The 21,281-nt window shown below is 72.7% G+C and carries 17 protein-coding genes and 3 tRNA genes; 14 read left to right on the plus strand and 6 right to left on the minus strand.

The window, feature by feature from the left end:
- Nucleotides 1-35 precede the first annotated feature (35 nt).
- Nucleotides 36-3,656 (plus strand): proline dehydrogenase family protein, encoded by a 3,621-nt coding sequence (locus EDF21_RS09375; protein ID WP_123571150.1) that lies wholly within the window; start codon nt 36-38, stop codon nt 3,654-3,656.
- 129 nt (nt 3,657-3,785) lie between these two features.
- Here the strand turns inward: EDF21_RS09375 and EDF21_RS09380 are convergent, their stop codons facing one another.
- Complete coding sequence (locus tag EDF21_RS09380; RefSeq protein ID WP_043593232.1) at nt 3,786-4,223, minus strand: Lrp/AsnC family transcriptional regulator; 438 nt, start codon at nt 4,221-4,223, stop codon at nt 3,786-3,788.
- 102 nt (nt 4,224-4,325) lie between these two features.
- On the opposite strand from EDF21_RS09380, the gene ddaH reads away from it, so the two are divergent.
- Nucleotides 4,326-5,204 (plus strand): dimethylargininase, encoded by an 879-nt coding sequence (gene ddaH, locus EDF21_RS09385; RefSeq protein WP_347342526.1) that lies wholly within the window; start codon nt 4,326-4,328, stop codon nt 5,202-5,204.
- A gap of 55 nt (nt 5,205-5,259) precedes the next feature.
- Here ddaH and EDF21_RS09390 read toward each other — a convergent pair whose 3' ends face one another.
- The 4 genes from EDF21_RS09390 to EDF21_RS09405 all read right to left on the minus strand — a co-directional run bounded on the left by EDF21_RS09390 (nt 5,260) and on the right by EDF21_RS09405 (nt 7,234).
- The gene (locus tag EDF21_RS09390) at nt 5,260-6,777 is read right to left on the minus strand and encodes a glycosyltransferase family 39 protein (protein ID WP_123571151.1); all 1,518 of its coding nucleotides are present in this window, start codon (nt 6,775-6,777) and stop codon (nt 5,260-5,262) included.
- A gap of 112 nt (nt 6,778-6,889) precedes the next feature.
- Nucleotides 6,890-6,962 (minus strand) — tRNA-Phe (locus EDF21_RS09395).
- 36 nt (nt 6,963-6,998) lie between these two features.
- Nucleotides 6,999-7,075 (minus strand) — tRNA-Asp (locus tag EDF21_RS09400).
- An 83-nt stretch (nt 7,076-7,158) separates the two neighbouring features.
- Nucleotides 7,159-7,234: transfer RNA gene (locus EDF21_RS09405), tRNA-Glu, on the minus strand.
- A gap of 337 nt (nt 7,235-7,571) precedes the next feature.
- On the opposite strand from EDF21_RS09405, the gene EDF21_RS09410 reads away from it, so the two are divergent.
- Nucleotides 7,572-8,858 carry a M23 family metallopeptidase gene (locus EDF21_RS09410; RefSeq protein ID WP_123571152.1) on the plus strand — a complete coding sequence of 429 codons (1,287 nt, stop codon included), beginning with the start codon at nt 7,572-7,574 and terminating at the stop codon, nt 8,856-8,858.
- Between the two features lie 82 nt (nt 8,859-8,940).
- Here the strand turns inward: EDF21_RS09410 and ppa are convergent, their stop codons facing one another.
- On the minus strand, nt 8,941-9,432 hold the full coding sequence (gene ppa, locus EDF21_RS09415) for an inorganic diphosphatase (RefSeq protein WP_043593233.1): 492 nt from the start codon (nt 9,430-9,432) through the stop codon (nt 8,941-8,943).
- A 71-nt stretch (nt 9,433-9,503) separates the two neighbouring features.
- Between ppa and tilS the strand changes: the two genes are divergently transcribed.
- The 11 genes from tilS to lysS all read left to right on the plus strand — a co-directional run bounded on the left by tilS (nt 9,504) and on the right by lysS (nt 21,235).
- Nucleotides 9,504-10,496: a tRNA lysidine(34) synthetase TilS gene (gene tilS / locus EDF21_RS09420; RefSeq protein ID WP_123571153.1), complete on the plus strand. Its 993-nt coding sequence runs from the start codon at nt 9,504-9,506 to the stop codon at nt 10,494-10,496.
- Between the two features lie 43 nt (nt 10,497-10,539).
- Complete coding sequence (gene hpt, locus EDF21_RS09425; protein ID WP_056044086.1) at nt 10,540-11,091, plus strand: hypoxanthine phosphoribosyltransferase; 552 nt, start codon at nt 10,540-10,542, stop codon at nt 11,089-11,091.
- Between the two features lie 125 nt (nt 11,092-11,216).
- Nucleotides 11,217-13,208: an ATP-dependent zinc metalloprotease FtsH gene (gene ftsH, locus EDF21_RS09430; RefSeq protein WP_056044084.1), complete on the plus strand. Its 1,992-nt coding sequence runs from the start codon at nt 11,217-11,219 to the stop codon at nt 13,206-13,208.
- A 661-nt stretch (nt 13,209-13,869) separates the two neighbouring features.
- Complete coding sequence (gene folP, locus EDF21_RS09435; RefSeq protein WP_123571200.1) at nt 13,870-14,703, plus strand: dihydropteroate synthase; 834 nt, start codon at nt 13,870-13,872, stop codon at nt 14,701-14,703.
- The gene (gene folB / locus EDF21_RS09440; RefSeq protein ID WP_233568438.1) at nt 14,700-15,215 is read left to right on the plus strand and encodes a dihydroneopterin aldolase; all 516 of its coding nucleotides are present in this window, start codon (nt 14,700-14,702) and stop codon (nt 15,213-15,215) included. Before folP ends, folB begins: the two co-directional genes overlap by 4 nt.
- Entirely contained in the window at nt 15,212-15,925 is a 714-nt protein-coding gene (gene folK, locus EDF21_RS09445; RefSeq protein ID WP_199736310.1) for a 2-amino-4-hydroxy-6-hydroxymethyldihydropteridine diphosphokinase, read from the plus strand. The genes folB and folK overlap by 4 nt, the downstream gene beginning before the upstream one ends.
- Complete coding sequence (locus tag EDF21_RS09450; protein WP_158612899.1) at nt 15,922-16,398, plus strand: DUF3180 domain-containing protein; 477 nt, start codon at nt 15,922-15,924, stop codon at nt 16,396-16,398. Before folK ends, EDF21_RS09450 begins: the two co-directional genes overlap by 4 nt.
- Nucleotides 16,399-16,457: 59 nt before the next feature.
- Nucleotides 16,458-16,937 carry a PH domain-containing protein gene (locus tag EDF21_RS09455; protein ID WP_056044081.1) on the plus strand — a complete coding sequence of 160 codons (480 nt, stop codon included), beginning with the start codon at nt 16,458-16,460 and terminating at the stop codon, nt 16,935-16,937.
- The gene (locus tag EDF21_RS09460; protein ID WP_123571155.1) at nt 16,934-18,829 is read left to right on the plus strand and encodes a PH domain-containing protein; all 1,896 of its coding nucleotides are present in this window, start codon (nt 16,934-16,936) and stop codon (nt 18,827-18,829) included. The genes EDF21_RS09455 and EDF21_RS09460 overlap by 4 nt, the downstream gene beginning before the upstream one ends.
- Nucleotides 18,826-19,665: a Rossmann-like and DUF2520 domain-containing protein gene (locus EDF21_RS09465; RefSeq protein ID WP_123571156.1), complete on the plus strand. Its 840-nt coding sequence runs from the start codon at nt 18,826-18,828 to the stop codon at nt 19,663-19,665. The genes EDF21_RS09460 and EDF21_RS09465 overlap by 4 nt, the downstream gene beginning before the upstream one ends.
- A 49-nt stretch (nt 19,666-19,714) precedes the next feature.
- Complete coding sequence (gene lysS / locus EDF21_RS09470) at nt 19,715-21,235, plus strand: lysine--tRNA ligase (RefSeq protein ID WP_056044078.1); 1,521 nt, start codon at nt 19,715-19,717, stop codon at nt 21,233-21,235.
- Nucleotides 21,236-21,281 lie beyond the last annotated feature (46 nt).

Below are 21,281 nucleotides of genomic sequence, written 5' to 3' on the forward strand. Positions count from 1 at the left end.
AGTGTAGGGACGGTGGCGCGGCATATCCTCGACCCATGTCCGATGTGCACGCCGACGAAGTCACGCAGCAGACCGTCGAGACAGCCCGCCGCTGGTGGGACGCCGCGCGTGCCGTCCCCGTGCAGGGTCCGGCCGCCCGTCTGACCGACGTGCTGCGCGACCCCCGCGGCCTCGACTTCGCCCGCGACTTCGCCGACCGCGTCGTCCGCCCCGGGGACGACCGGGCGGGCGCATCGGCGCTCGAGTCGCTCAGCCGACGCACGCCGGCCCTGCTGCCCTGGCACCTCCGGGCGGCGATCTCGTTCGGTGGGGGCTTCGGTCCGATCGCACCCAAGCCGATCATGCCGGTCGCGCGGCGGACGCTGCGCCACATGGTCGGGCACCTGCTCGTCGACGCGCCACCCGAGAAGCTCGCGCAGGCCCTCACGGGTCTGCGCGGCGACGGCGTCCGGCTCGACGTCACCGCCTGGGGGCCCACGGTGTCGGGGCCGACCCAGGCCGAGCGCCGGGTCGCCGCGGTCCGGGCCCTGATCGAGCGGCCCGACGTCGAGCGCGTCACGACGACCGTCCGCGAGCTCGTCGGCCCGACCTCGCCCTGGGCCTTCGACGAGACGAGCGACCTCGCCGAGTCGAGGCTCCGGCCCCTGGTCGAGCTGGCGGCGTCGACGGGCACGCTCCTCACCCTCGGCGTCGACCGGCACGCCGACGTCGACCTCACGATCGACGTCTTCACGCGACTGCTCGACCGACCCGGGCTCGAGGCGGTGACGGCGGGCATCGTCGTCCAGTCGTACGTCCCCGAGGCGCTCGACTCGCTGAGGTTGCTCACCGACTGGGCCCGTGACCGCGTCGACCGGGGCGGCGCGCCGATCTCGGTCCGGCTGGTGAAGGGCGGGTCGCGACTCGACGAGATCGTCGACGCACGCCTGCACGACTGGCCCGTCGTCACCTTCGAGGCCAAGCACGAGACCGACGCGAGCCACCTCCGGCTGGTCGAGTTCGCGCTGAGGCCCGAGAACGCCGCGGTCGCCCGGGTCGGCCTCGCCGGGCACGACGTCTTCGACCTGGCCCATGCCGTCACGGTCGCCCGTCGCCACGGCACCGACCACCTGCTCGACGTCGAGATGTGGCTGGGGGCCGCACCCGGGCTCGCCGAGGTCGTCCGCTCCGAGCTCGGGTCGCTCGTCCTCCTGGTGCCGGTGACCGTCTCCGGCGAGTTCGACTCCGCCGTGCGACACCTGGTGGGCCGACTCGACGCGCTCGCCGACCCCGAGGGATTCCTCTCGAGTGCCCTCGACGTCGACCACGAGGCGGCGTTCGCGCGAGAGGCTCGTCGGCACGACCGCGCCGTGGCGGCCGTCGGCGATCTGCCCTCCGTGCCCCGGCGCCGTCGAGACCGGTCGGGCCCGCTCGACGAGGGCCCCGACCACGTCGTCGACTTCGTGGCCGAGGCCGACACGGATCCCTCGCTCGACGGCAACCGGAGGTGGGCCCGAGGCGTGCTCGGGCGCGCCCGTCGGTCGGTCGCCGGCAGCGAGACCGCCGACGCGGCCCCCTCCCTCGGGCCCACCTCTTCGGAAGGCGGCGCCCTCGACGACGACTCCCTCGTGGCGATGGTGACCCGCGCCTCCTCGGCCGGCGAGGCCTGGGGCGGCCAAGACCCCGAGACCCGCGCCGAGCTGCTCGACCTGGCGGGCCGCGAGCTCGCCCTGCGGCGTTCGCGCCTGGTCGAGGTGTCCGTCAGCGAGTCCGGTTCGACCCTGTCCGAGGCCGACCACGAGGTCGGTGCGGCCGTCGACTCGGCCCACCGTCTGGCCGTCCTGACCCGAGGGCTCGCGGCGGTCGACACGGCCGAGCACCGGCCCCCGCGGCTGACGGTCGTCGTGCCCGACCTCGTCACGCCCGTCGCCGGAACGGTCGAAGGGGTGCTCGCGGCGTTCGGCGCCGGCAGCGCGGTCGTCGTCTTGTTGCCCCGGAGCCGGCGTCGGGCGGTCGCCGTCGTCGCGGAGGCGCTCTGGGCGGTCGGCGTCCCGGACTCGCTCCTGGCCCTCGTCGTCGCGGACGACCCCGACCACGAACGCGCCCTGCTGACGCACCCGCTGGTCGACCGGGTGGTCGCGCACGGGGCGGTCGAGACGGCCGTCGGCCTCCGCGACGTGCGCCCCGACCTCGACCTCGCCATGCGGACCCGGGGGGTGACCTCGCTCGTCGTCACCCCGTCGGCCGACCTCGAGCTCGCCGCCGCCGACGTCGTCGCCAGCGTCGTCGACCACGCCGGCCGTGGTCACGGAGCACTCGACCTGGTGCTGGCCGTCGGGTCCGTCGGTCACGGTGAGACGTTCCGTCGCCTGCTGCGCGAGGCCTTCGAGGCGGTCGTCGTGGGTCCGGCCGACGACGTCGCCACCGTGATGGGCCCGCTCGCCTCCAACCCGACCGGGTCCGAGCTCGACGTCCTGACCGTGCTCGGCCCCGGCGAGTCGTGGCTGCTCGAGCCGCGTCCCCTCGACGAGACCGGGGCCCTCTGCTCGCCGGGCGTGCGCGACGGCGTGGACGCCCGCGGCGCCTTCGCCTCCCGCTCGCACGAGGTCCCCGTCGTCGGCCTCGTCCCGGTCGAGACCCTGGCCGAGGCGATTGCGGTGCAGAACGCCGAGAACGGCGGTGACGTGGCGGGTCTGCACTCCCTCGACGTCGACGAGATCGACGAGTGGCTGCACACCGTGCGCGCCGGAGACCTCGTCGTCGGCGGTCCGACGACGGGCGCTCGGGTCCGGCGCAGACCCCCCGGCGGGTGGGGTCGACGGGCCATCGGTCGGGGTCTCAAGCCCGGCGGCCCGAACGCCCTGATCGGCCAGGGGGCCTGGCGCCACCGTCCCCACGAGCCGCGCCCCTCCCTGCGCCTGCACGACGTCTCCGAGGGGGTCACCCGTCTCGTCGACGCGGCCCGACCCACCCTGTCGTTCGAGCAGTTCGACTCGCTGCGGACGGCCGTCGAGAGCGACCAGCGCGCCTGGCAGTCCGAGTTCGGCCTGGCCCGTGACGTCACCGGCCTCGTCGTCCAGCGCAACGTGCTCCGCTACCGTCCGCACCTCGTCACGCTGCGACTCTCCGCGGGGGCCGATCCGACGGCTCTCGTCCGGCTCGTCGCCGCCGGGGCACGGGCGGGGTCGACCCTGACCATCAGTTCGGCCGTGCCGCTGCCGGCGGGTCTCGTGCACCTGTGGCGCGCCTCCTCGTCGCCGGTGCGGGTGCGAGACGTCGTCGTCGAGAGCGACGAGGCGTTCGTCGCGCGGGCGGCCGCGGGGGCGCTGCAGGGCCCCACGGCCGAGGTGGCCGGCCCGGACGTGCTCGACCTGCTGGCCGAGGCCGCCGGGGGCGAGCGGGCCTCCACCGAGGAGGCGCGGGTCGACGACTCGAGACCGGCTCCGTCACCCGAGGCGGTCGCGGCCTACCGCGGCCTGCGCATCCGGACGATCGGCGGAGACCCCGCCGCGCTGGCCCGGGCCCTGCGGGGCAGCCCCGACGTCACGATCTCGTCTGGCGAGGTGACCGAGGAGGGGCGGATCGAACTCCTGACGTTCCTGCGAGAGCAGTCGGTCTCGCTGACGGCGCACCGGTACGGACGCCTCGACCCCACGCTGGCCGACCTGCGACTCTGACCGGCCTGCGGGTCGGGCCGGCCTGCGACACCGAGCTGCGGGTCCGGCCGGCCTGCGACACCGGCCCGCGGCACCGACCGACCTGCGAGCCGACGGACCGACCTGAGCCTCCGACCGCAGGGCCGTGCCTCAGGCCGAGCGGCGGCTGATGAGCTTCGAGAGCACGATCGCGCTGCGGGTGTGGTCGACGTTCGGGGCGTTGCGTACGCGTTCGAGGGCCTCCTCGAGCGACGGGATGTCGCGGCTGCGCATGTGGACGATGGCGTCGGCGCTGCCGGTCACCGTGCCGGCGTCGACGACCTCGGGCACCGTTCCGAGGATGCGCTGCAGTTCTTGGGGCGAGACGGTGCCACGGCAGAACAGCTCGACGTAGGCCTCGGTGCCGAGCCCGTCGACGGCGGGGTCGACCTGGACGGTGAACCCCTTGATGACCCCGTCGGCGACGAGGCGGTCGACGCGGCGTTTCACCGCCGAGGCGCTGAGGCCGACCGAGGCGCCGATGTCGCCGTACCCTGCGCGGGCGTTCTGGCGCAGGAGGTCGATGATGCCGTAGTCGAGATTGTCCACCACGGCATCTTACGCGCGAATGCTGCACCAGAGCTGACAAATACGCAAGAAAAGTGCGTGAGAGCTCGGCCTCGTGCGCGCCCACGATGTGACACTGATCCGGTGAGCCTGACGATCGAACCCACCGACCTGCCCGATGCGACCGCCGTGGGGGACTCGACCCGCGTGGCCAGCCACCGCACCATCTTGATGTGTCGGCCCGAGCACTTCACCGTCAGCTACAAGATCAACCCGTGGATGGACCCCACCACGCCGACCGACACCTCGCTGGCGCTGGCCCAGTGGCAGACCCTCTACGACACCTACGTCGGCCTGGGGTTCGACGTCGAGCTTATCGACCCCGAACCGGGTCTGCCGGACATGGTCTACGCGGCCAACGGCGGCTTCGTCCTCGACGGCGTCGCCTACGGCGCGCGCTTCACCTACCCCGAGCGCCAGGCCGAGGGCCCGGCCTACATGCGGTGGTTCGCCTCGGCGGGCTTCGAGGTCGCCGAGCCCTCCGAGACCAACGAGGGCGAAGGGGACTTCCTGCTGGTCGGCGACGTCATCCTGGCCGGCACGGGCTTCCGCAGCGACTCGAGCTCGCACGACGAGATCGGTCGCGTCTTCGGGCGCGAGGTCGTCAGCCTCACCCTGGTGAACCCGAGCTTCTACCACCTCGACACCGCCATCGCCGTGCTCGACCCCGAGCCGGTGGACGGCCGCCACACCATCGCGTACCTCGAGAGCGCGTTCGACGACGCGTCGCTCGCGATCCTGCGGCAGCGCTTCCCTGACGCGATCCTCGTCAGCGAGGAGGACGCCGCCATCCTCGGCCTGAACTCGTACTCCGACGGCCACAACGTCGTGATCGCCGCCCGGGCGACCGGCTTCGAACGTCAGCTGCGCGAGCGCGGCTACAACCCGATCGGCGTCGACCTCTCCGAGCTGCTGCTCGGCGGCGGCGGCGTCAAATGCTGCACCCTCGAGCTGCGTCGCTGAGGGTCGAGCCTGACCACCAGGCCTGACCGTCGAGCCTGACCACCAGGCCTGGCCGTCAGGCCGGCGGTCGCGCGAAGAGGTAGACGACGCTCCGACCGGTGCGGTGCTCCTGTCGGATCTCGTACCCCTGGTCGCGGAGCTGCCGCAGGTCGGCCTCGCTGAGGACGTCGACGGAGAGCCGTGCGATCCAGAGGCGGTCGACCGACGACAGCCGTTCGGCCAGTTCGACGGCGTCGTCCTCGTCGTCGAGACGCAGGGTGACGTCCGAGTACGAGCCCGACGGCAGGCCCGAGCGGACGTAGGCCACGTCGTCGAGCTCGGCGAACCGATCCGGGTAGGCGTACATCGCCTGGCGGGGTCGCGTCGACACGGTGCCGGTCGCGTCGAGCAGGAACGCGTCGCCCGGGCGCGCCTGGCTCTCGATGTAGCTCGAGAGCTGCGAGAGGTCGCTGCCGCCGCCCTTGCCGGTGGGCAGTCGCTGCAGCACGTACGTCGGCACCGAGGCCGCCACCAGCAGGGCGACGAGGGCGATGCTGATCCAGCGCCGTCGGAAGCCGGTGACGGCCACGGCCAGCAGCAGGCACATGCCGGGTGCCGAGAAGGTCACCAGCCTCGACGTGTACACGGGCGACAGCACTAGTCCCAGTGCGAGCAGCAGTCCGGCGGGCAGCGCGACCCAGAGCGCGCCGAGCAAGACCACGCTGCCGGGCGTCCGCGAGCGGTCGCGGAGACGGGTGCCGAGCAGGATGAGCAGGACCGCCGAGACCACGGCGAAGGCCAGGCCCGTGACGAACCATGGTTCGACCAGGACCGTCCACCAGGTGACGTCGGCTCCCGTCGACGGATCGGCCACCCCCAGGAGGCGCGAGCGCTCGGCGAGGACCGTCCCGATGACCGGCGAGGTCACGAACAACGCCGCCCCGGTCGAGACGGACCAGCCGAGGAGGCGGTGGCGGGCTCCGCGACGCCGGCGCTGTGCCGGCGCCAGCAGCAGGAACACGCCGTGCACCACGATGATCAGGCCGAGGGGGACGAAGGTCGCGATCGACCCGGCGAGGACCGCGCCGTACCCGATCCACCAGCGTCGGCGGTGACGCCGGGAGGCCACGAGCAGCAGCACGGTCACCCAGACGGCCAGGGCGACCGACAGGGCGTAGGGCCGGGCCTCGGCGGCCTCGAGCGTGAAGCGGGGCAGCACCGCGAAGACCGCGGCAGCCAGCAGCGCGGTGCGACGGGTCGTCAGCATCCGCGTCAGGACGAGCACCCCGGCCGCCCCGGCCCCGACGAAGACGGCCGACGGGAACCTCGTGGCCACCTCGGCCTCGCCGAAGGCGCCGACCCAGAAGTGCATGAAGAGGTAGTAGACCGTGTGCACCGCGTCGCGCTGGTGCACGAAGGCCAGCAACTCGCCGAGGGGGAGGCGCGCCACCTGCAGCGTCGTCGCCTCGTCGCTCCAGTACGAGGGCACCCAGCTGAACGCGGCCCCGAGCAGCAGGGCCGCGAGTCCGGCGACGAGCGGGTCGAGCCACCGGCTGCGGAGGGAGACGACCGCGGGGTCGTGGCCGATGCTCACGAGACGATCCCACCAGTGGCGATGCCGCGGTGCCCATCACCGGCCATGCCGCGGTGCCCACCACCGGCCATGCCGTTAAACGAGTCAGGCCCCGCCTGAGCGGGGCCTTCTGTGGCTGGACACGGCATCGATCCGTGGACCTTTCGATTTTCAGTCGAACGCTCTACCAACTGAGCTACCCAGCCGTGAGGGCCCGAAGCCCCCAGGCGATGAACTCGCCTTGGCGACCCTGACCGGACTTGAACCGGCGACCTCCGCCGTGACAGGGCGGCGCGCTAACCAACTGCGCTACAGGGCCAAACTTGCTGCTGTGACACAGCGTACTCGATGTTCTGTTGTGATTGGTGCAGGTGATGCCTCGGTGCTGTCTTGCAGTGGTGCTGGTGACCCCAACGGGATTCGAACCCGTGCTGCCGCCGTGAAAGGGCGGTGTCCTAGGCCACTAAACGATGGGGCCGTGTCCGAGGACGTCATAGCAACCGATCACAGAGCATACGGATGATCGCGGGGAAAAGCAAAACGAGGGCGACGGCGGGTGATGCGCGCGCCTCCTCGTCCCCTGTCGTGGTCGGGCGACACGCTCGCCACTCCGCCTCGGCTGCCCCGCGTTCACCGACTCGACGGCTAGTTTCAAGTCGTTCTTGAGAGTTCGGGGTCGACCGTCGGTCGACCGCCCGGCGGCGTCGCGTCCGCGGCGCTGTACGGGACCGGGCGTCGGCGATACCGTGTCCTGCACGGCGACCCCGGCGCGACCGGCCGGGCTCGATGCCGTCACGACGAATCGGAACCACTCGATGACCTCCACCCGCCGCACCGGGCGCCCGCGCCTCGTGAGCCTCACCTCGGGCCCGCTCGCTCCGTCGTCGCGCCTGGCCCGCATCGTCGTGACCGTGGCGGCCGCGTCCCTGCTGCTCACCGCCGGCGTCGTCGGACTGCCCGCGTCGTCGGCCACGGCCGCGTCCTACCCGTCGTGGGAGGACGTCCAGAAGGCCCGCGGCGACGAGACCGCGAAGCAGGCCGAGATCACCAACCTCGAGGGCATCCTCACCCAGATGCAGGCCGATCTCGACGCCGCGAACACCGAGGCCGAGAAGCGCGGTGACGAGCTGCAGAAGGCCCAGTCCGCCTACGACGACGCCCAGTACAAGACCGCCCAGCTGCAGTCGCAGGCCGACTCCGCCGACCAGGTGGCCGCGGCCAGCGAAGAGCGGGCGGGTCAACTCGCCGCGCAGCTCGGTCGCTCCGGTGGCACGAACGGCGTCAGCGGCACCCTGATCGCCGACCCGGGTGAGGCCGGGCAGCTGCTCTACAAGCTCGGTGCGATGAGCAAGCTCACCGAGCAGGCCGACGGCATCTACGCGCAGGCCACGCAGGACCGCAACACCGCACAGGGGCTCAGCGACCAGGCCGCCGTCGCCGAGGCCGCCCTCGCCGTGCTGGCCGACGAGGCACAGCAGGCCCTCGCCGACGCGAACGACGCCGCCCAGGCCGCGAGCGACGCCCTCGCCGCACAGCAGGAGAACCAGGCGCGGCTCCAGGCCCAGCTCGAGACCCTGAAGACCAACGTCGACCACACCGAGGCCGAGTACCAGAAAGGCGTCGAGGAGTCACGGGCCGCCGCTGCCGCCGCGGCGGCGGCGACCAACGGCACGGCCCTCGGGATCGTCTCGCCCCAGGGCTGGACGCGCCCCGCCGGCGGCAACATCTCGAGCGGCTTCGGCATGCGCGTCAACCCCGTGACGCACGCGTACATCTTGCACGCCGGCACCGACCTCGCCGCAGGCTGCAACACGCCCATCTACGCCGCCACCGCGGGCGTCGTCAGCTACGCCGGCTGGTACGGCGGCTACGGCAACTTCGTGCTGATCGACCACGGCAACGGCGTCACGACCGGGTACGGCCACCAGCCGAACGGCGGCATCATGGTCAGCGTCGGGCAGGCGGTCGGCACCGGCCAGCAGATCGGGCACGTCGGCTCGACCGGCAACTCGACCGGCTGCCACCTGCACTTCGAGACCCGCGTCGGCGGCGTCGCGCAGAACCCCCAGCCGTTCATGGCGGACCGCGGCATCCGCCTCTAGGCGCCGTCCCCGCACCCCGGTACGACGAAGGGCCCGACACCACGTGGTGTCGGGCCCTTCGTCGTACCGGGGTGCGGAGAGGTCAGTGCCCCTCGTCGGCCAGCTTCGTGATGCCGGCCTCGACGATGGCCTCGGCCTCGGCGGCGTCGCCCCAGCCCTCGGTCTTGACCCACTTGCCGGGCTCGAGGTCTTTGTAGTGCTCGAAGAAGTGCTCGATCTCCTTGCGGAGGTACTCGGGCACGTCGGTGACGTCCTGGATGTGCTCCCAGCGCGGGTCCTTCGCGGGGACGGCGATGACCTTGGCGTCGCTGCCGCCGTCGTCGGTCATGTTGAAGACGCCGACCGGGCGCACCTTGACCCCGACGCCCGGGAAGAGCGGGTAGTCGAGCAGCACGAGCACGTCGACGGGGTCGCCGTCGAGGCCGAGCGTGTTCTCGAAGAAGCCGTAGTCGGTCGGGTAGACGAACCCGGTGAACAGGACGCGGTCGAGGTAGACGCGACCGGTCTCGTGGTCGACCTCGTACTTGTTGCGGCTGCCTTTGGGGATCTCGATCACGGCGTCGTACGCGGCCATGGGTGTGCTCCTTGCGATGCGTCGTTGGGGGGTCCGACCCGACGGGTCGGCGGTGTCGCTAACGTTACAAGATGCCCGACAGACCCCGCCTGACCCCCGCGACGGCCGACGTCCGACGAGCCGTGCGCGCCTCCTTGTCCGGTCACGACGAGGGCGACCTCGTGCTCGTGGCCCTCAGCGGCGGGCCGGACTCCCTCGCGCTCGCCGCGGGGCTCGCCTTCGAGGCGCCGCGTGCGGGGCTGCGCGCCGGGGCGGTCGTCGTCGACCACGACCTGCAGGGCGACTCTCGCACCGTCGCGGCCCGCGCGGCCGAGCAGGCTCGCGGCCTCGGGCTCGACCCCGTCGTCGTCGTCCGGATCTCGGTGGGCACCGAGGGCGGTCCCGAGGCGGCGGCCCGCACGGCCCGCTACGACGCGCTGTCGTCCGTCGCCTCCGAGCAGGGTGCCCGCACCGTGCTGCTCGGCCACACCCGCGACGACCAGGCCGAGACGGTGCTGCTCGGCCTCACCCGGGGCAGCGGTGCGACGAGCCTGAGCGGCATGGAGGCGCGCTCGGGCCTGTACGCCCGCCCCCTGTTGGTCGTCGGTCGCTCGACCACGGCGGCGGCCTGCACCGACGCCGGCCTCGAGGCCTGGGCCGATCCGCACAACGACGACCCGACCTTCACGCGGGTGCGACTGCGGCGGACCGTCCTGCCGATGCTCGAGCGCGAGCTGGGCCCGGGCATCACCGAGGCGCTCGCGCGGACGGCGGACGCGCTGCGCGAGGACTCGTCCGCCCTCGACCACTTCGCCGACGAACTGGCCGAGGAGCTGGCCGACCACGCCGAGGCGGGCATCTCGCTCGACGTCCGGGGGCTCGCCGCGAACCCGGCGGCCCTGCGTCAGCGACTGATCCGGCTCGCGGTGCAGAGCGAGTTCGGCGTCTCGCTGAGCCGCGTCCAGACCCTCGAGGTCGCCCGGCTGGTGACCGACTGGCACGGGCAGGGGGCGGTGTCGCTGCCGGGCATTACAGTGGAACGCACCGGAGGCGCGCTGCACTTCTCGGCGACCGGCGCCTCCTGAGATCCCCCTCGGCACCCCACGACCCCAGGAGCACGACACCACCATGGAACTCAGCGACATCGAGGCCGACCTGACCAGCGTGCTCTACACCGAAGAGCAGATCCACGCCAAGATCGCCGAGGTCGCCCGGCAGGTCGAGGCCGACTACGCCGGTCGCGAGCCGCTTCTGGTGGGCGTCCTCAAGGGCGCGGTCATGGTCATGGCCGACTTCTCGCGCGAGCTCAAGCTGGCCTCGGCGATGGACTGGATGGCCGTCTCGTCGTACGGCTCCGGCACCAAGTCGTCGGGCGTCGTGCGCATCCTCAAGGACCTCGACAGCGACCTGCACGGCCGCGACGTCATCATCGTCGAGGACATCATCGACTCGGGCCTCACGCTGTCGTGGCTGCTCGAGAACCTGCAGAAGCGCGGCGCGGCGTCGGTCGAGATCTTCGCGCTCTTCCGCAAGCCGGCCGCCGCCAAGGTCGCCGTCGACGTCAAGTACGTCGGCTTCGAGATCCCGAACGACTTCGTCATCGGCTACGGCCTCGACTACGACGAGAAGTACCGCAACCTCCGCGGTGTCGGGGTGCTCGCCCCGCACGTCTACAGCTAGCGGTCCGCTCCCGGGCGGGGCCGATCAAGCCCTCGGCGAACACCCATCCAGGGCATAGCAGCCCCGATGTACCCTTTTGCTCACGTTCTTCCTGCAGAAAGGTGTCGGGCGTCGCCCGTACTGACATGGACTTCAAGAAACTCTTCCGCGGTCCGATCATCTACATCGTGATCGCGGTCATCGGCATCGGCATCGGGTGGAGCCTCATCAGCGGGGCGGGCACGACGCAGATCTCGACCCAGAAGGGCCTCGAGGCGATCCAGGCCGACAAGGTCAAGTCGGCGACGATCTTCAGCAACGAGCAGCGCGTCGACCTCGTCCTGAAGGACGGCGACAAGGCCGAGCAGTTCTACTACGCGACGCCGCGCGGTTCCGAGGTCGTCGACGCCGTCACCGACGCGAACCTCGAGAACTTCGACGACACCGTCACGCAGACCAGCTGGTTCATGTCGCTGCTCAGCATCCTGCTGCCGTTCCTGATCATCGGCGTCATCTTCTGGTTCTTGCTCTCGTCCATGCAGGGCGGCGGCAGCAAGGTCATGCAGTTCGGCAAGTCCAAGGCCAAGCTCGCCTCGAAAGAGACCCCGCAGGTCATGTTCACCGACGTCGCCGGAGCCGACGAGGCCATCGAAGAGCTCGAAGAGATCAAAGAGTTCTTGAAAGAGCCCGCCAAGTTCCAGGCCGTCGGCGCCCGCATCCCGAAGGGCGTGCTGCTCTACGGCCCTCCCGGCACCGGCAAGACCCTGCTCGCCCGCGCCGTCGCCGGCGAGGCCGGCGTCCCCTTCTTCTCGATCTCGGGGTCTGACTTCGTCGAGATGTTCGTCGGCGTCGGCGCCAGCCGCGTCCGCGACCTCTTCGAGCAGGCCAAGCAGAACAGCCCGGCGATCATCTTCGTCGACGAGATCGACGCCGTCGGTCGTCACCGCGGAGCCGGCATCGGCGGCGGCAACGACGAGCGCGAGCAGACCCTCAACCAGCTGCTGGTCGAGATGGACGGCTTCGACGTCAAGACCAACGTCATCCTGATCGCGGCGACCAACCGCCCCGACGTGCTCGACCCGGCCCTGCTGCGCCCCGGCCGCTTCGACCGCCAGATCGGCGTCGACGCTCCGGGTCTCGACGGCCGCCGGCAGATCCTCGAGGTCCACGGCAAGGGCAAGCCCCTCGCCGCCTCGGTCAACCTCGAGGTGCTGGCCCGTAAGACCCCCGGGTTCACGGGTGCCGACCTGGCCAACGTCCTCAACGAGGCCGCCCTGCTCACCGCCCGTTCCAACGCGCAGCTGATCGACAACCGTGCCCTCGACGAGGCGGTCGACCGCGTCATGGCCGGCCCGCAGCGCCGCAGCCGCATCATGAACGACCACGAGAAGCTCATCACCGCGTACCACGAGGGTGGCCACGCCCTGGCCGCCGCGGCCATGCGCCACACCGACCCCGTGACCAAGATCACGATCCTGCCCCGCGGTCGGGCCCTGGGCTACACGATGGTCCTGCCCCTCGAGGACAAGTACTCGGTCACCCGCAACGAGCTGCTCGACCAGCTCACGTACGCCATGGGCGGCCGTGTCGCCGAAGAGCTCGTCTTCCACGACCCGACCACCGGCGCCTCGAACGACATCGAGAAGGCCACGGCGACCGCCCGCAAGATGGTCACCGAGTACGGCATGAGCAACAAGGTGGGCTCGGTCAAGCTCGGCCAGGCCTCCGGCGAGATGATGATGGGCCGCGACGGAAGCTCGCGCGACTACTCGGAGAACATCGCCGAGACGGTCGACGCCGAGGTCCGCGTGCTGCTCGAGCAGGCGCACGACGAGGCGTGGGAGGTCATCAACGACAACCGCGACGTGCTCGACTTCCTCGCCCGCGAGTTGCTCGAGAAAGAGACCCTCGACCACGACGAGCTCGCGGAGATCTTCAAGGACGTCCGCAAGCTGCCCGAGCGCCCGCAGTGGCTCTCGAGCGACAAGCGTCCGGTGTCCGACCGCCCGGCGATCCCGATGCCGACGAAGTCGCCCGTCGACGCCGAAGCCGTCGACGGGGGCGTCGACTCCGAGCCGACGACCAAGCCGGCCCGCACGCGCCCACCCCGCACGACGCCCGGCATCGCCACGGCCTGACGCACGATCGGCCCGACCGGCTGCGCCCAGGCGCAGCCGGTCGATAGCCTGAGGGCTCGTCCCGAGCACCGAACGGAGGTACCGCTTCGTGACCGACCCGTCCCGCGGCACCCCCGCCACGTCCGGTGACGACGGACGTCCGCCCGCTGCGGCTCACGAGGGCGGCGCCGTGCCGTCGAAGCGACCTCGCGGTCGGGAGCGCTACCCGGCCGACGTCGTCGTGGACGCGCCCCCGGCCTCCGCCCGGGCAGCCGCCGACGAGCTCGCCGTGGGCCCGATCACGCAAGGACGTCTCGTCCTGGCGCAGAACGAGACCGCGGCCGTCCGTCCCCCGGCCCAGCTGCCGCCCGTCACGCACACGCCGGCGACCACGTCCGCGACGAGCCTCCCCGCCGAGGCGCCGGTCCCCGCGGTCCGCTCCGGACGTCGGCTGGTGGCCGGCGGTCGGTTCGAGGGGCCGCTGCACGAGCGGTCGTTCGACGACGCCGACGCCGTGCTCGAGGCCCGGCCACGACCCGATCGGCAGCGCGCCGGCTCGCACGCGGCACCCGCGGTGCGTGACCGGGTCGCGACCGGCCCGGGGTCGCACCCCGCGCCTCCTGCACCGGTTCTCCGCCGGTCGCGCGACCGATCCGGTGCTCGCCGGCCCGGCCCGCAGGTGATGGGCGTGCTCAACGTGACGCCCGACTCGTTCAGCGACGGCGGTCGTCACCTCGACCTGGACGCCGCCCTGGCCCATGCCCGCGCCCTCGTCGCGCAGGGGGCCGACATCGTCGACGTGGGCGGCGAATCGACCCGGCCCGGTGCCTCTCGGGTCGAGCCCGCGGACGAGCTGCGCCGGGTGCTGCCGGTCGTGCGAGAACTCGCGGCCGAGGGGGTGCGCGTCAGCATCGACACGATGAACGCGTCGACCGCCGCCGCCGCGCTCGAGGCCGGTGCCGAGATCGTCAACGACGTGTCGGGGGGCCTCGCCGACGTCGACATGGCCCGGGTCGCCGCCGAGAGCGGCCGCACCTTCGTGGTCATGCACTGGCGAGGTCGACTCGACGGCTCGGGCCAGGCACCCGCCGCCGCGTCACGCGACTACGACGGTGACGTCGTCGGCACCGTCGCCGACGAGCTCGCCGCGCGGGTCGACGACCTCGTGGCCCGCGGCGTCGACCCGTCCGCGATCGTGCTCGACCCCGGGCTGGGGTTCTCCAAGGACGCCACCCAGAACTGGCAGCTGCTCGCCCACCTCGACGTGGTCGGCCGGCTCGGCCTGCCCGTGCTCGTCGCCGCGTCGCGCAAGCGGTTCCTGGCCGACCTCCTGCCCGCGGGGGCGCCGCCCACCGACCGCGACCCCGCGACCGCCGTGATCAGCGTGCTGGCGGCCCAGGCCGACGTCTGGGGCGTGCGCGTCCACGACGTCGCCGGAACCCGCGTCGCCCTCGACGTGCTGCAGGCCTGGACCGAGGCCGCGGTGGCTCCCCGCCGACCGGCGAGGCACGCGTGACCGGCGTCGAGAGCGGGCCCGGCGGCCTGCCCGCCCGCGAGCCCGAGCCGGTCCCCGAGCACGAGACCGAGTCGGTCACCAAGCACGAGACCGAGTCGGTCCCCGAGCACGAGACGGTCGGCGGGCCCGTGCCCGTTCTCCGCGCGACCGGCCTCGACGTGCTGCGCCTCAGCGGGGTCCGGGCGACCGGCCACCACGGCGTCTTCGACCACGAGCGCCGCGACGGGCAGGAGTTCGTCGTCGACGTCGTCGTGCACCTCGACACCTCCCCGGCGGCGTCCGGGGACGACCTCGGCGAGACCGTGCACTACGGCGTCCTGGCCGAAGAACTCGTGGCCGCCGTCGAGCGCGACCCGGTCGACCTGATCGAGACCCTCGCCGAGCGCCTCGCCGGCGTCGTGCTCGCGCACCGTGCGGCGGTATCCACCGAGGTGACCGTGCACAAGCCGGGCGCCCCGATCACCGTGCCCTTTGGCGACGTGTCGATCACCATCAGCCGGGAGCGCGCGTGAGCGGCCCGAGCACGTTCGGCCCGAGGACGGGTGGCTCGAGCGCGGGTGCGCCGGGCACGGGCGCGCCGAGCACGGCCGCGCCGCGCGTCCGGCGTGCGGTGATCGCCCTCGGCTCGAACCTCGGCGACCGTGACACCCTGCTGCGCGAGGCCGTCCGGGCCGTCGACGCGACCCCCGGCATCACGGTCGTCGCGGCCTCCGCGCCCGTGTCGTCGACCGCCGTCACGCTCGGCGGCCTCGATCCGGGCAAGCCGACCTACCTCAACGCCGTGCTGCTCGCCGACGTCACGCTCGACGACGACGCCCTGCTCGACGCGCTGCAGGCGATCGAGGCCACGCACGGGCGCACCCGCGAGGTGCGCTGGGGCGACCGGACCCTCGACCTCGACGTCGTCGCCCTCGACGACGAGCGCATCGACACCGAGCGCATGCAGGTGCCGCACCCCCGCGCCGCCGAGCGCGCGTTCGTGCTCGAGCCCTGGCTCGAGCTGGACCCGGAGGCGCGGCTCGCCGGAGCCGGGCGGGTCGCCGACCTGGCGTCCCGGCTCACCGAGCGCACCCGTCCCGTGCCGGGAGCGACCTCGCTGTTCGACCCCGCGTCCGAGCCCCCGCTGCTCGACCCCGCGTCCGAGCCTCCGCTGCTCGACCCCGCGTCCGACCACGGGTCCGCGCACGACCCGACCACCGACCCCAGCCCAGGAGCCCCGTGAAGCACACCCGCCCCTCCACCCTGGTCGGCCTGATCATCGTGGCCGTGGCCGCCGGCTTCGTCCTCGACTCGGTGTTGGTCGCCATGCGTCAGCCCTCGATCGTGCTGCCCTTCGCGCTCGGCCTCGTGCTGCTCGGCATCGGCGGCGTCGTCGTCTCGATGGCCGTGCCCGTGCACCGGGTCGCGACCGGGTCGAGCAAGGAACGCGTCGACCCCTACTACGCGACCCGCGTGCTGCTGCTGGCCAAGGCGAGCAGCCTGGCCGGTGCCCTGTTCGGCGGCTTCGCCGGGGGAGTCCTGCTGTTCGTCCTGTCCCGTGGCGTGGGGGTCGCTGTAGGCTCGCTCGTGCCCGCGATCGTCGCCGTCGTCGGCGGTGCGGGGCTGCTGGTGGCCGGCATCGTCGCCGAGCGCATGTGCACCGTCCCGCCCGCCGACGACGAGCACAGCCAGGGCTCGGGCACACAGGCGGTCTGACCGCCTGCGGTCCCACCACCACCGCCGACCGACCGCTGCCGACCGGAAGAGACGCCGACATGGACCGACTCGACATCCCCGACGCCGAGTGGAACCGCGTCTCGCCCAAGTACGTCTGGCCCGAGCTGATCGGCTACCTCGTCACCGGCCTGATCGTGGCCGGGGCCACCGTCCCGCTCTGGCTGATCGGCCAGTGGTGGACCTACGCGATCACCGCCGTCGTGGTGGTCGTCACCGTCGTGGTCGCCGCCCTGACCCCCCGTCGCGTCCGGGCGATCGGCTACCAGCTTCGCGAGGACGACCTGCTGCTGCGCAAGGGCATCCTGTACCTGCGCGTCGTGGCCGTGCCCTACGGGCGCATGCAGCTCATCGACATCAACCGGGGCCCGGTCGTCCGGGCACTCGGCCTCAGCGACCTGAAGTTCGTCACCGCGGCCGCGGCGTCGGCCGTGACGATCCCGGGCGTCCCCGCCGACGAGGCCGAGCGGTTGCGCGACCGCCTCGTCGAGCTGGCCGAATCGCGTCGGGCCGGCCTGTGAGCGACCCCCGCACCGGGGCGGACGGCGGCGGGGGCCGACCCGCGCCTCCGGACGTCGCCGCGCTCACCGACGGCAAGTGGCACCGCCTGCACCCGGCCACCCCGCTGCTCAAGGGCGGCATCGCCCTGGCCGCGGTGCTCGTCATCCTGTTCAACAACGCGCGCGAGTACGTGGTCGAACTGTTCGTGCCCGGCGGCCGGCGAGGTGACGAGGGCGATCCGTTCGGGTACGTCGTCGACAAGGGCTGGCTGGGCCTGTTGCTGCTCGCCGTGGTCGTCGTGATCGCCCTGTTCGTGGGCGGGTTCTGGTTGTCGTGGCGCATGCACACCTTCCGGGTGGGCGAGGACGTCGTCGAGGTCCGCAGCGGCATCGTGTTCCGCACGAACCGGCGGGCGCGGCTCGACCGCATCCAGGGCATCAACATCCAGCGTCCCCTGCTGGCCCGCGTCTTCGGCGCCGCCAAGCTCGAGGTCACCCAGGCCGGGCAGGACGCCAACGTCACCCTCGCCTACCTGCGGTCGGCGTCCGCGGACGACCTGCGCCGCGAGATCCTGCGGCGCGCGGGCGGGGCGCAGCAGACGCACGCCCCGGCCCCGAGCGCGCCCGGTGCACCGGTCGATGCGCGAGGCGCGGGCACGGGCGATGCGACCGACCCGGCCGCCGTCGCCGGGACCTCGACCCCCGGTCGGACCGGCGCCCCCGCCCCGCACCGGCAGGGCTTCGGCGGTCTGGTCGAGCAGCGCGCCCACGAGTTCCTCGCACCCGAGCTCGACCCCGACGAGGCACCGCCCCGGTCGGTCGTGGCCCTCTCGCCCGGTCGCCTCATCGGTTCGACCGTCCTGAGCGGTTACACGCTGTTCCTCTTGGCGGCCGTCGTGGCGATCGTGATCAGCGTGGTCACGACGGGCGAGTGGTTCCTGCTCTTCGTGCTGCTGCCGGCCGTGCTCGGCTCGGGCGGGTTCTACGTCAACCGCATCACGAAGTCGCTGCGCTACACGATCGCCGGCACGCGCGACGGGGTCCGCATCGGCTACGGCCTCTTCTCGACCTCGAACGAGACGCTGCCGCCCGGCCGCATCCACTCGATCAAGGTCAGTCAACCGCTGCTCTGGCGCCCGTTCGGCTGGTGGGACGTCAAGATCAACCGCGCCTCGCGTTCGAGCACGAAGGGTGCCGCCGGGCAGGAGAACACGACGATCCTGCCGGTCGGCGACGAGGACGACGTCCGCCGCGTCCTCGAACTCGTCCTGCCCGAGCTGGTCGGCGTGGCCGCGGTCGGCGTCGCCGCCGAGGAGGCGCGGGCCGGGTCGCCCGCACCGGCCGACGCCCCCGAGGCGGTCGCCTCCGCGGCGGTCCCGGTGGCCGACGGCTCCTCGACCGGCGAGGCCGCGCCTCCTGCCCTCGGGGGTGAGGCGATCGACGACGAGACGTCCGCGACCGGCGTGGCCGCGCCTCCTGCCGTCCGCGACGCCGTCGAGGCGACGACCGAGCACACCCTGACGCTCGTCGAGGGCGGGCTGAGGTCGAGCGGCACGGACGGCGGTTTCACCGTGTCTCCGCGCCGGGCCGCCGTGCTGCGCTGGTTCTCGTGGCGGCGCAACGGGTTCCGCTCGGCGCCGGGTGCGCTGTTGCTGCGCAAGGGCGCGATCTGGCGCCAGCTCGTCATCGTGCCGCTGCCCCGGGTGCAGAGCGTCGGCCTGGTGCAGGGTCCGTTGCGCCGCCGGCTGCGGCTCGCGACCGTGCACCTGCACACCGTCCAGGGGCCGATCGTCGCCGAGATCGGCGCACTCGACCAGGACGACGCCCTCGGCTTCTTCACGACCGCCGGTCGCGAGGCCGTCGCCGCCGCCCACGCCGACCGCACCCACCGCTGGAGCGAGGAGACCCCGTGACCGACCCGTCGACCGGCGGCCCCTCCCTCGGTGGCCCACGCGACGCACCGCGCGACCCCCGGCCGACCGCGCGCGGCTCCGACCGGCGCAGCGGCCGTCTCGGCGTCGGCATCGTCGGCGCCGGCCGGGTCGGACCCGTGCTCGGTGCCGCGCTCGCCGCCGCCGGTCACGCGATCGTCGGCATCTCGGCCGTGTCCGAGCGCAGCCGCGACCGGGCCGAGGCGATCCTGCCGGGCGTGCCCCTGTTGACCGTGCCCGAGATCGTCGAGCGCAGCGAACTCGTCCTGCTCGCCGTCCCCGACGACCAGCTGGCCGACCTCGTCCAAGGCCTGGCCGCGACGGGCACCTGGCAGCCCGGCCAGCTCGTCGTGCACACCTCGCCCCGGCACGGGCTCGAGGTGCTCCGGCCCGCCCTCTCGTCGGGGGCGATCCCGCTGGCGATCCACCCGGCCCTCGCCTTCACGGGCACGACCATCGACCTCGTCCGACTGCGCGACGCCTGGTGCGCCGTCACCGCGCCTACCCCCGTCCAGCCGATCGGCCAGGCGCTCGTCGTCGAGATGGGGGCCGAGCCCGTCATCGTGGCCGAGGCCGACCGGCCGCGTTACGCCGAGGCCATCGCGACGGCCACGGAGTTCTCGGCCGCGATCGTCGCGCAGTCGGTCGGACTGCTGACCGAGCTGGGCCTGCCCGAGCCGGGACGGCTGCTCGCGCCGCTGATGCGGTCGGCCATGGACGCCGCCCTCGGCGAGGCCGGGGGCGCGGCCGGCCCCGGTACCATCGACATGGCCTCGTTCGACGACGGCCCCACCGCGTTCGGTGACCCGCGCGCCTGACCAGGCCCGCGCCTCCCGCCCCCTCCACCACCCCAGGAGCACCTGACACATGACCGCCGCGCCCGACCCGACCACCACTCCCGACGACGAGGCGGCCACCGCCGCGCGCGAGGCGTCGGAGCAGAAGCAGGTGCGGCTCGACAAGCGCGCCCGCCTGCTCGAGGCCGGCGTCGAGGCGTACCCGGTCGGCGTGCCGATCACCGACACGATCGGTGCGGTCCGCGCCCGGTACGCCGAGCTCGAGACCGACAGCCGCTCGGGTGACGTCGTCGGGCTGGCCGGTCGCGTCGTGCACGCCCGCAACACGGGCAAGCTCTGCTTCGCCGCGCTCCAGGCGGGCGACGGCAGCCGCATCCAGGCCATGGTCTCGCTCGCCGAGGTCGGCGAGCAGCGCCTCGCCGACTGGAAAGAGCTCGTCGACCTGGGCGACCACGTCTTCGTGAAGGGCGAGGTCATCTCGTCCCGTCGCGGCGAGCTGTCGATCATGGTCGGCGAGTGGTCGATCGCGGCCAAGGCGATCCTGCCGCTGCCGAACCTGCACTCCGAGCTCAGCGAGGAGACGCGCGTGCGTCAGCGCTACCTCGACCTGATCGTGCGCGACCAGGCCCGCGCCACCGTCCGCGCCCGGGCCGCCGCGGTCTCGTCGCTGCGCCGCACCTTCGACTCGTACGAGTACCTCGAGGTCGAGACGCCCATGCTGCAGACCATGCACGGCGGCGCCGCGGCCCGACCGTTCCAGACGCACAGCAACGCCTTCGACACCGAGCTGTACCTGCGCATCGCGCCCGAGCTGTTCCTCAAGAGGGCCGTCGTCGGCGGCATCGACCGCGTCTTCGAGATCAACCGCAACTTCCGCAACGAGGGCGCCGACTCGACGCACTCGCCCGAGTTCGCGATGGTCGAGGCGTACCAGGCCTACGGCGACTACGACCAGATGGCCCGCCTGACCCAAGAGCTCGTGCAGAACGCCGCCATGGCCGTCTCCGGCTCGCACCTCGTCACCCTCGCCGACGGCACCGAGTACGACCTCGGCGGCGAGTGGGCCCGCGTGCCGATGTACGAGTCGCTCAGCGAGGCCGCCGGAGTCGAGATCACCCCGTCGACCACCGTCGCCGACCTGCAGGCGCTCGCCGCCACCGTCGACCTGGTCGTGCCGCACGAGACCCACGGCAAGCTCGTCGAAGAGCTCTGGGAGCACTTCGTCAAGCCGTCGCTCGACCGCCCGACCTTCGTGGTCGACTTCCCGGTCGACACGAGCCCGCTCGTCCGCCAGCACCGCTCGAAGCCCGGCGTCGTCGAGAAGTGGGACCTCTACGTCCGCGGCTTCGAGCTCGCCACCGCGTACTCCGAGCTGGTCGACCCCGTGATCCAGCGCGAGCGCTTCGTCGAGCAGGCCGCCCTCTCGGCCCGCGGCGACGCCGAGGCCATGCGCCTCGACGACGACTTCCTCACCGCGCTCGAGCACGGCATGCCGCCGAGCGGCGGCATGGGCATGGGCATTGACCGCCTCCTGATGGCGATCACGGGCCTCGGCATCCGCGAGACGATCCTCTTCCCGCTGGTCAAGTAGGGCCCGCCCCGCGCTCGCGCTCGCGTTCGCGTTCGCGCGGGGGTGC

The organism is Frigoribacterium sp. PhB118, assembly GCF_003751725.1.
Classification (GTDB): domain Bacteria; phylum Actinomycetota; class Actinomycetes; order Actinomycetales; family Microbacteriaceae; genus Frigoribacterium.

Excerpts from the sequence above, each read along its gene's own strand:
- EDF21_RS09375 (WP_123571150.1), top strand. The coding sequence starts at position 36 with ATGTCCGATGTGCACGCCGACGAAGTCACGCAGCAGACCGTCGAGACA.
- EDF21_RS09410 (WP_123571152.1), top strand. The coding sequence starts at position 7,572 with ATGACCTCCACCCGCCGCACCGGGCGCCCGCGCCTCGTGAGCCTCACC.
- ppa (WP_043593233.1), bottom strand. The coding sequence starts at position 9,432 with ATGGCCGCGTACGACGCCGTGATCGAGATCCCCAAAGGCAGCCGCAAC.
- tilS (WP_123571153.1), top strand. The coding sequence starts at position 9,504 with ATGCCCGACAGACCCCGCCTGACCCCCGCGACGGCCGACGTCCGACGA.
- hpt (WP_056044086.1), top strand. The coding sequence starts at position 10,540 with ATGGAACTCAGCGACATCGAGGCCGACCTGACCAGCGTGCTCTACACC.
- ftsH (WP_056044084.1), top strand. The coding sequence starts at position 11,217 with ATGGACTTCAAGAAACTCTTCCGCGGTCCGATCATCTACATCGTGATC.
- folP (WP_123571200.1), top strand. The coding sequence starts at position 13,870 with ATGGGCGTGCTCAACGTGACGCCCGACTCGTTCAGCGACGGCGGTCGT.
- EDF21_RS09455 (WP_056044081.1), top strand. The coding sequence starts at position 16,458 with ATGGACCGACTCGACATCCCCGACGCCGAGTGGAACCGCGTCTCGCCC.
- lysS (WP_056044078.1), top strand. The coding sequence starts at position 19,715 with ATGACCGCCGCGCCCGACCCGACCACCACTCCCGACGACGAGGCGGCC.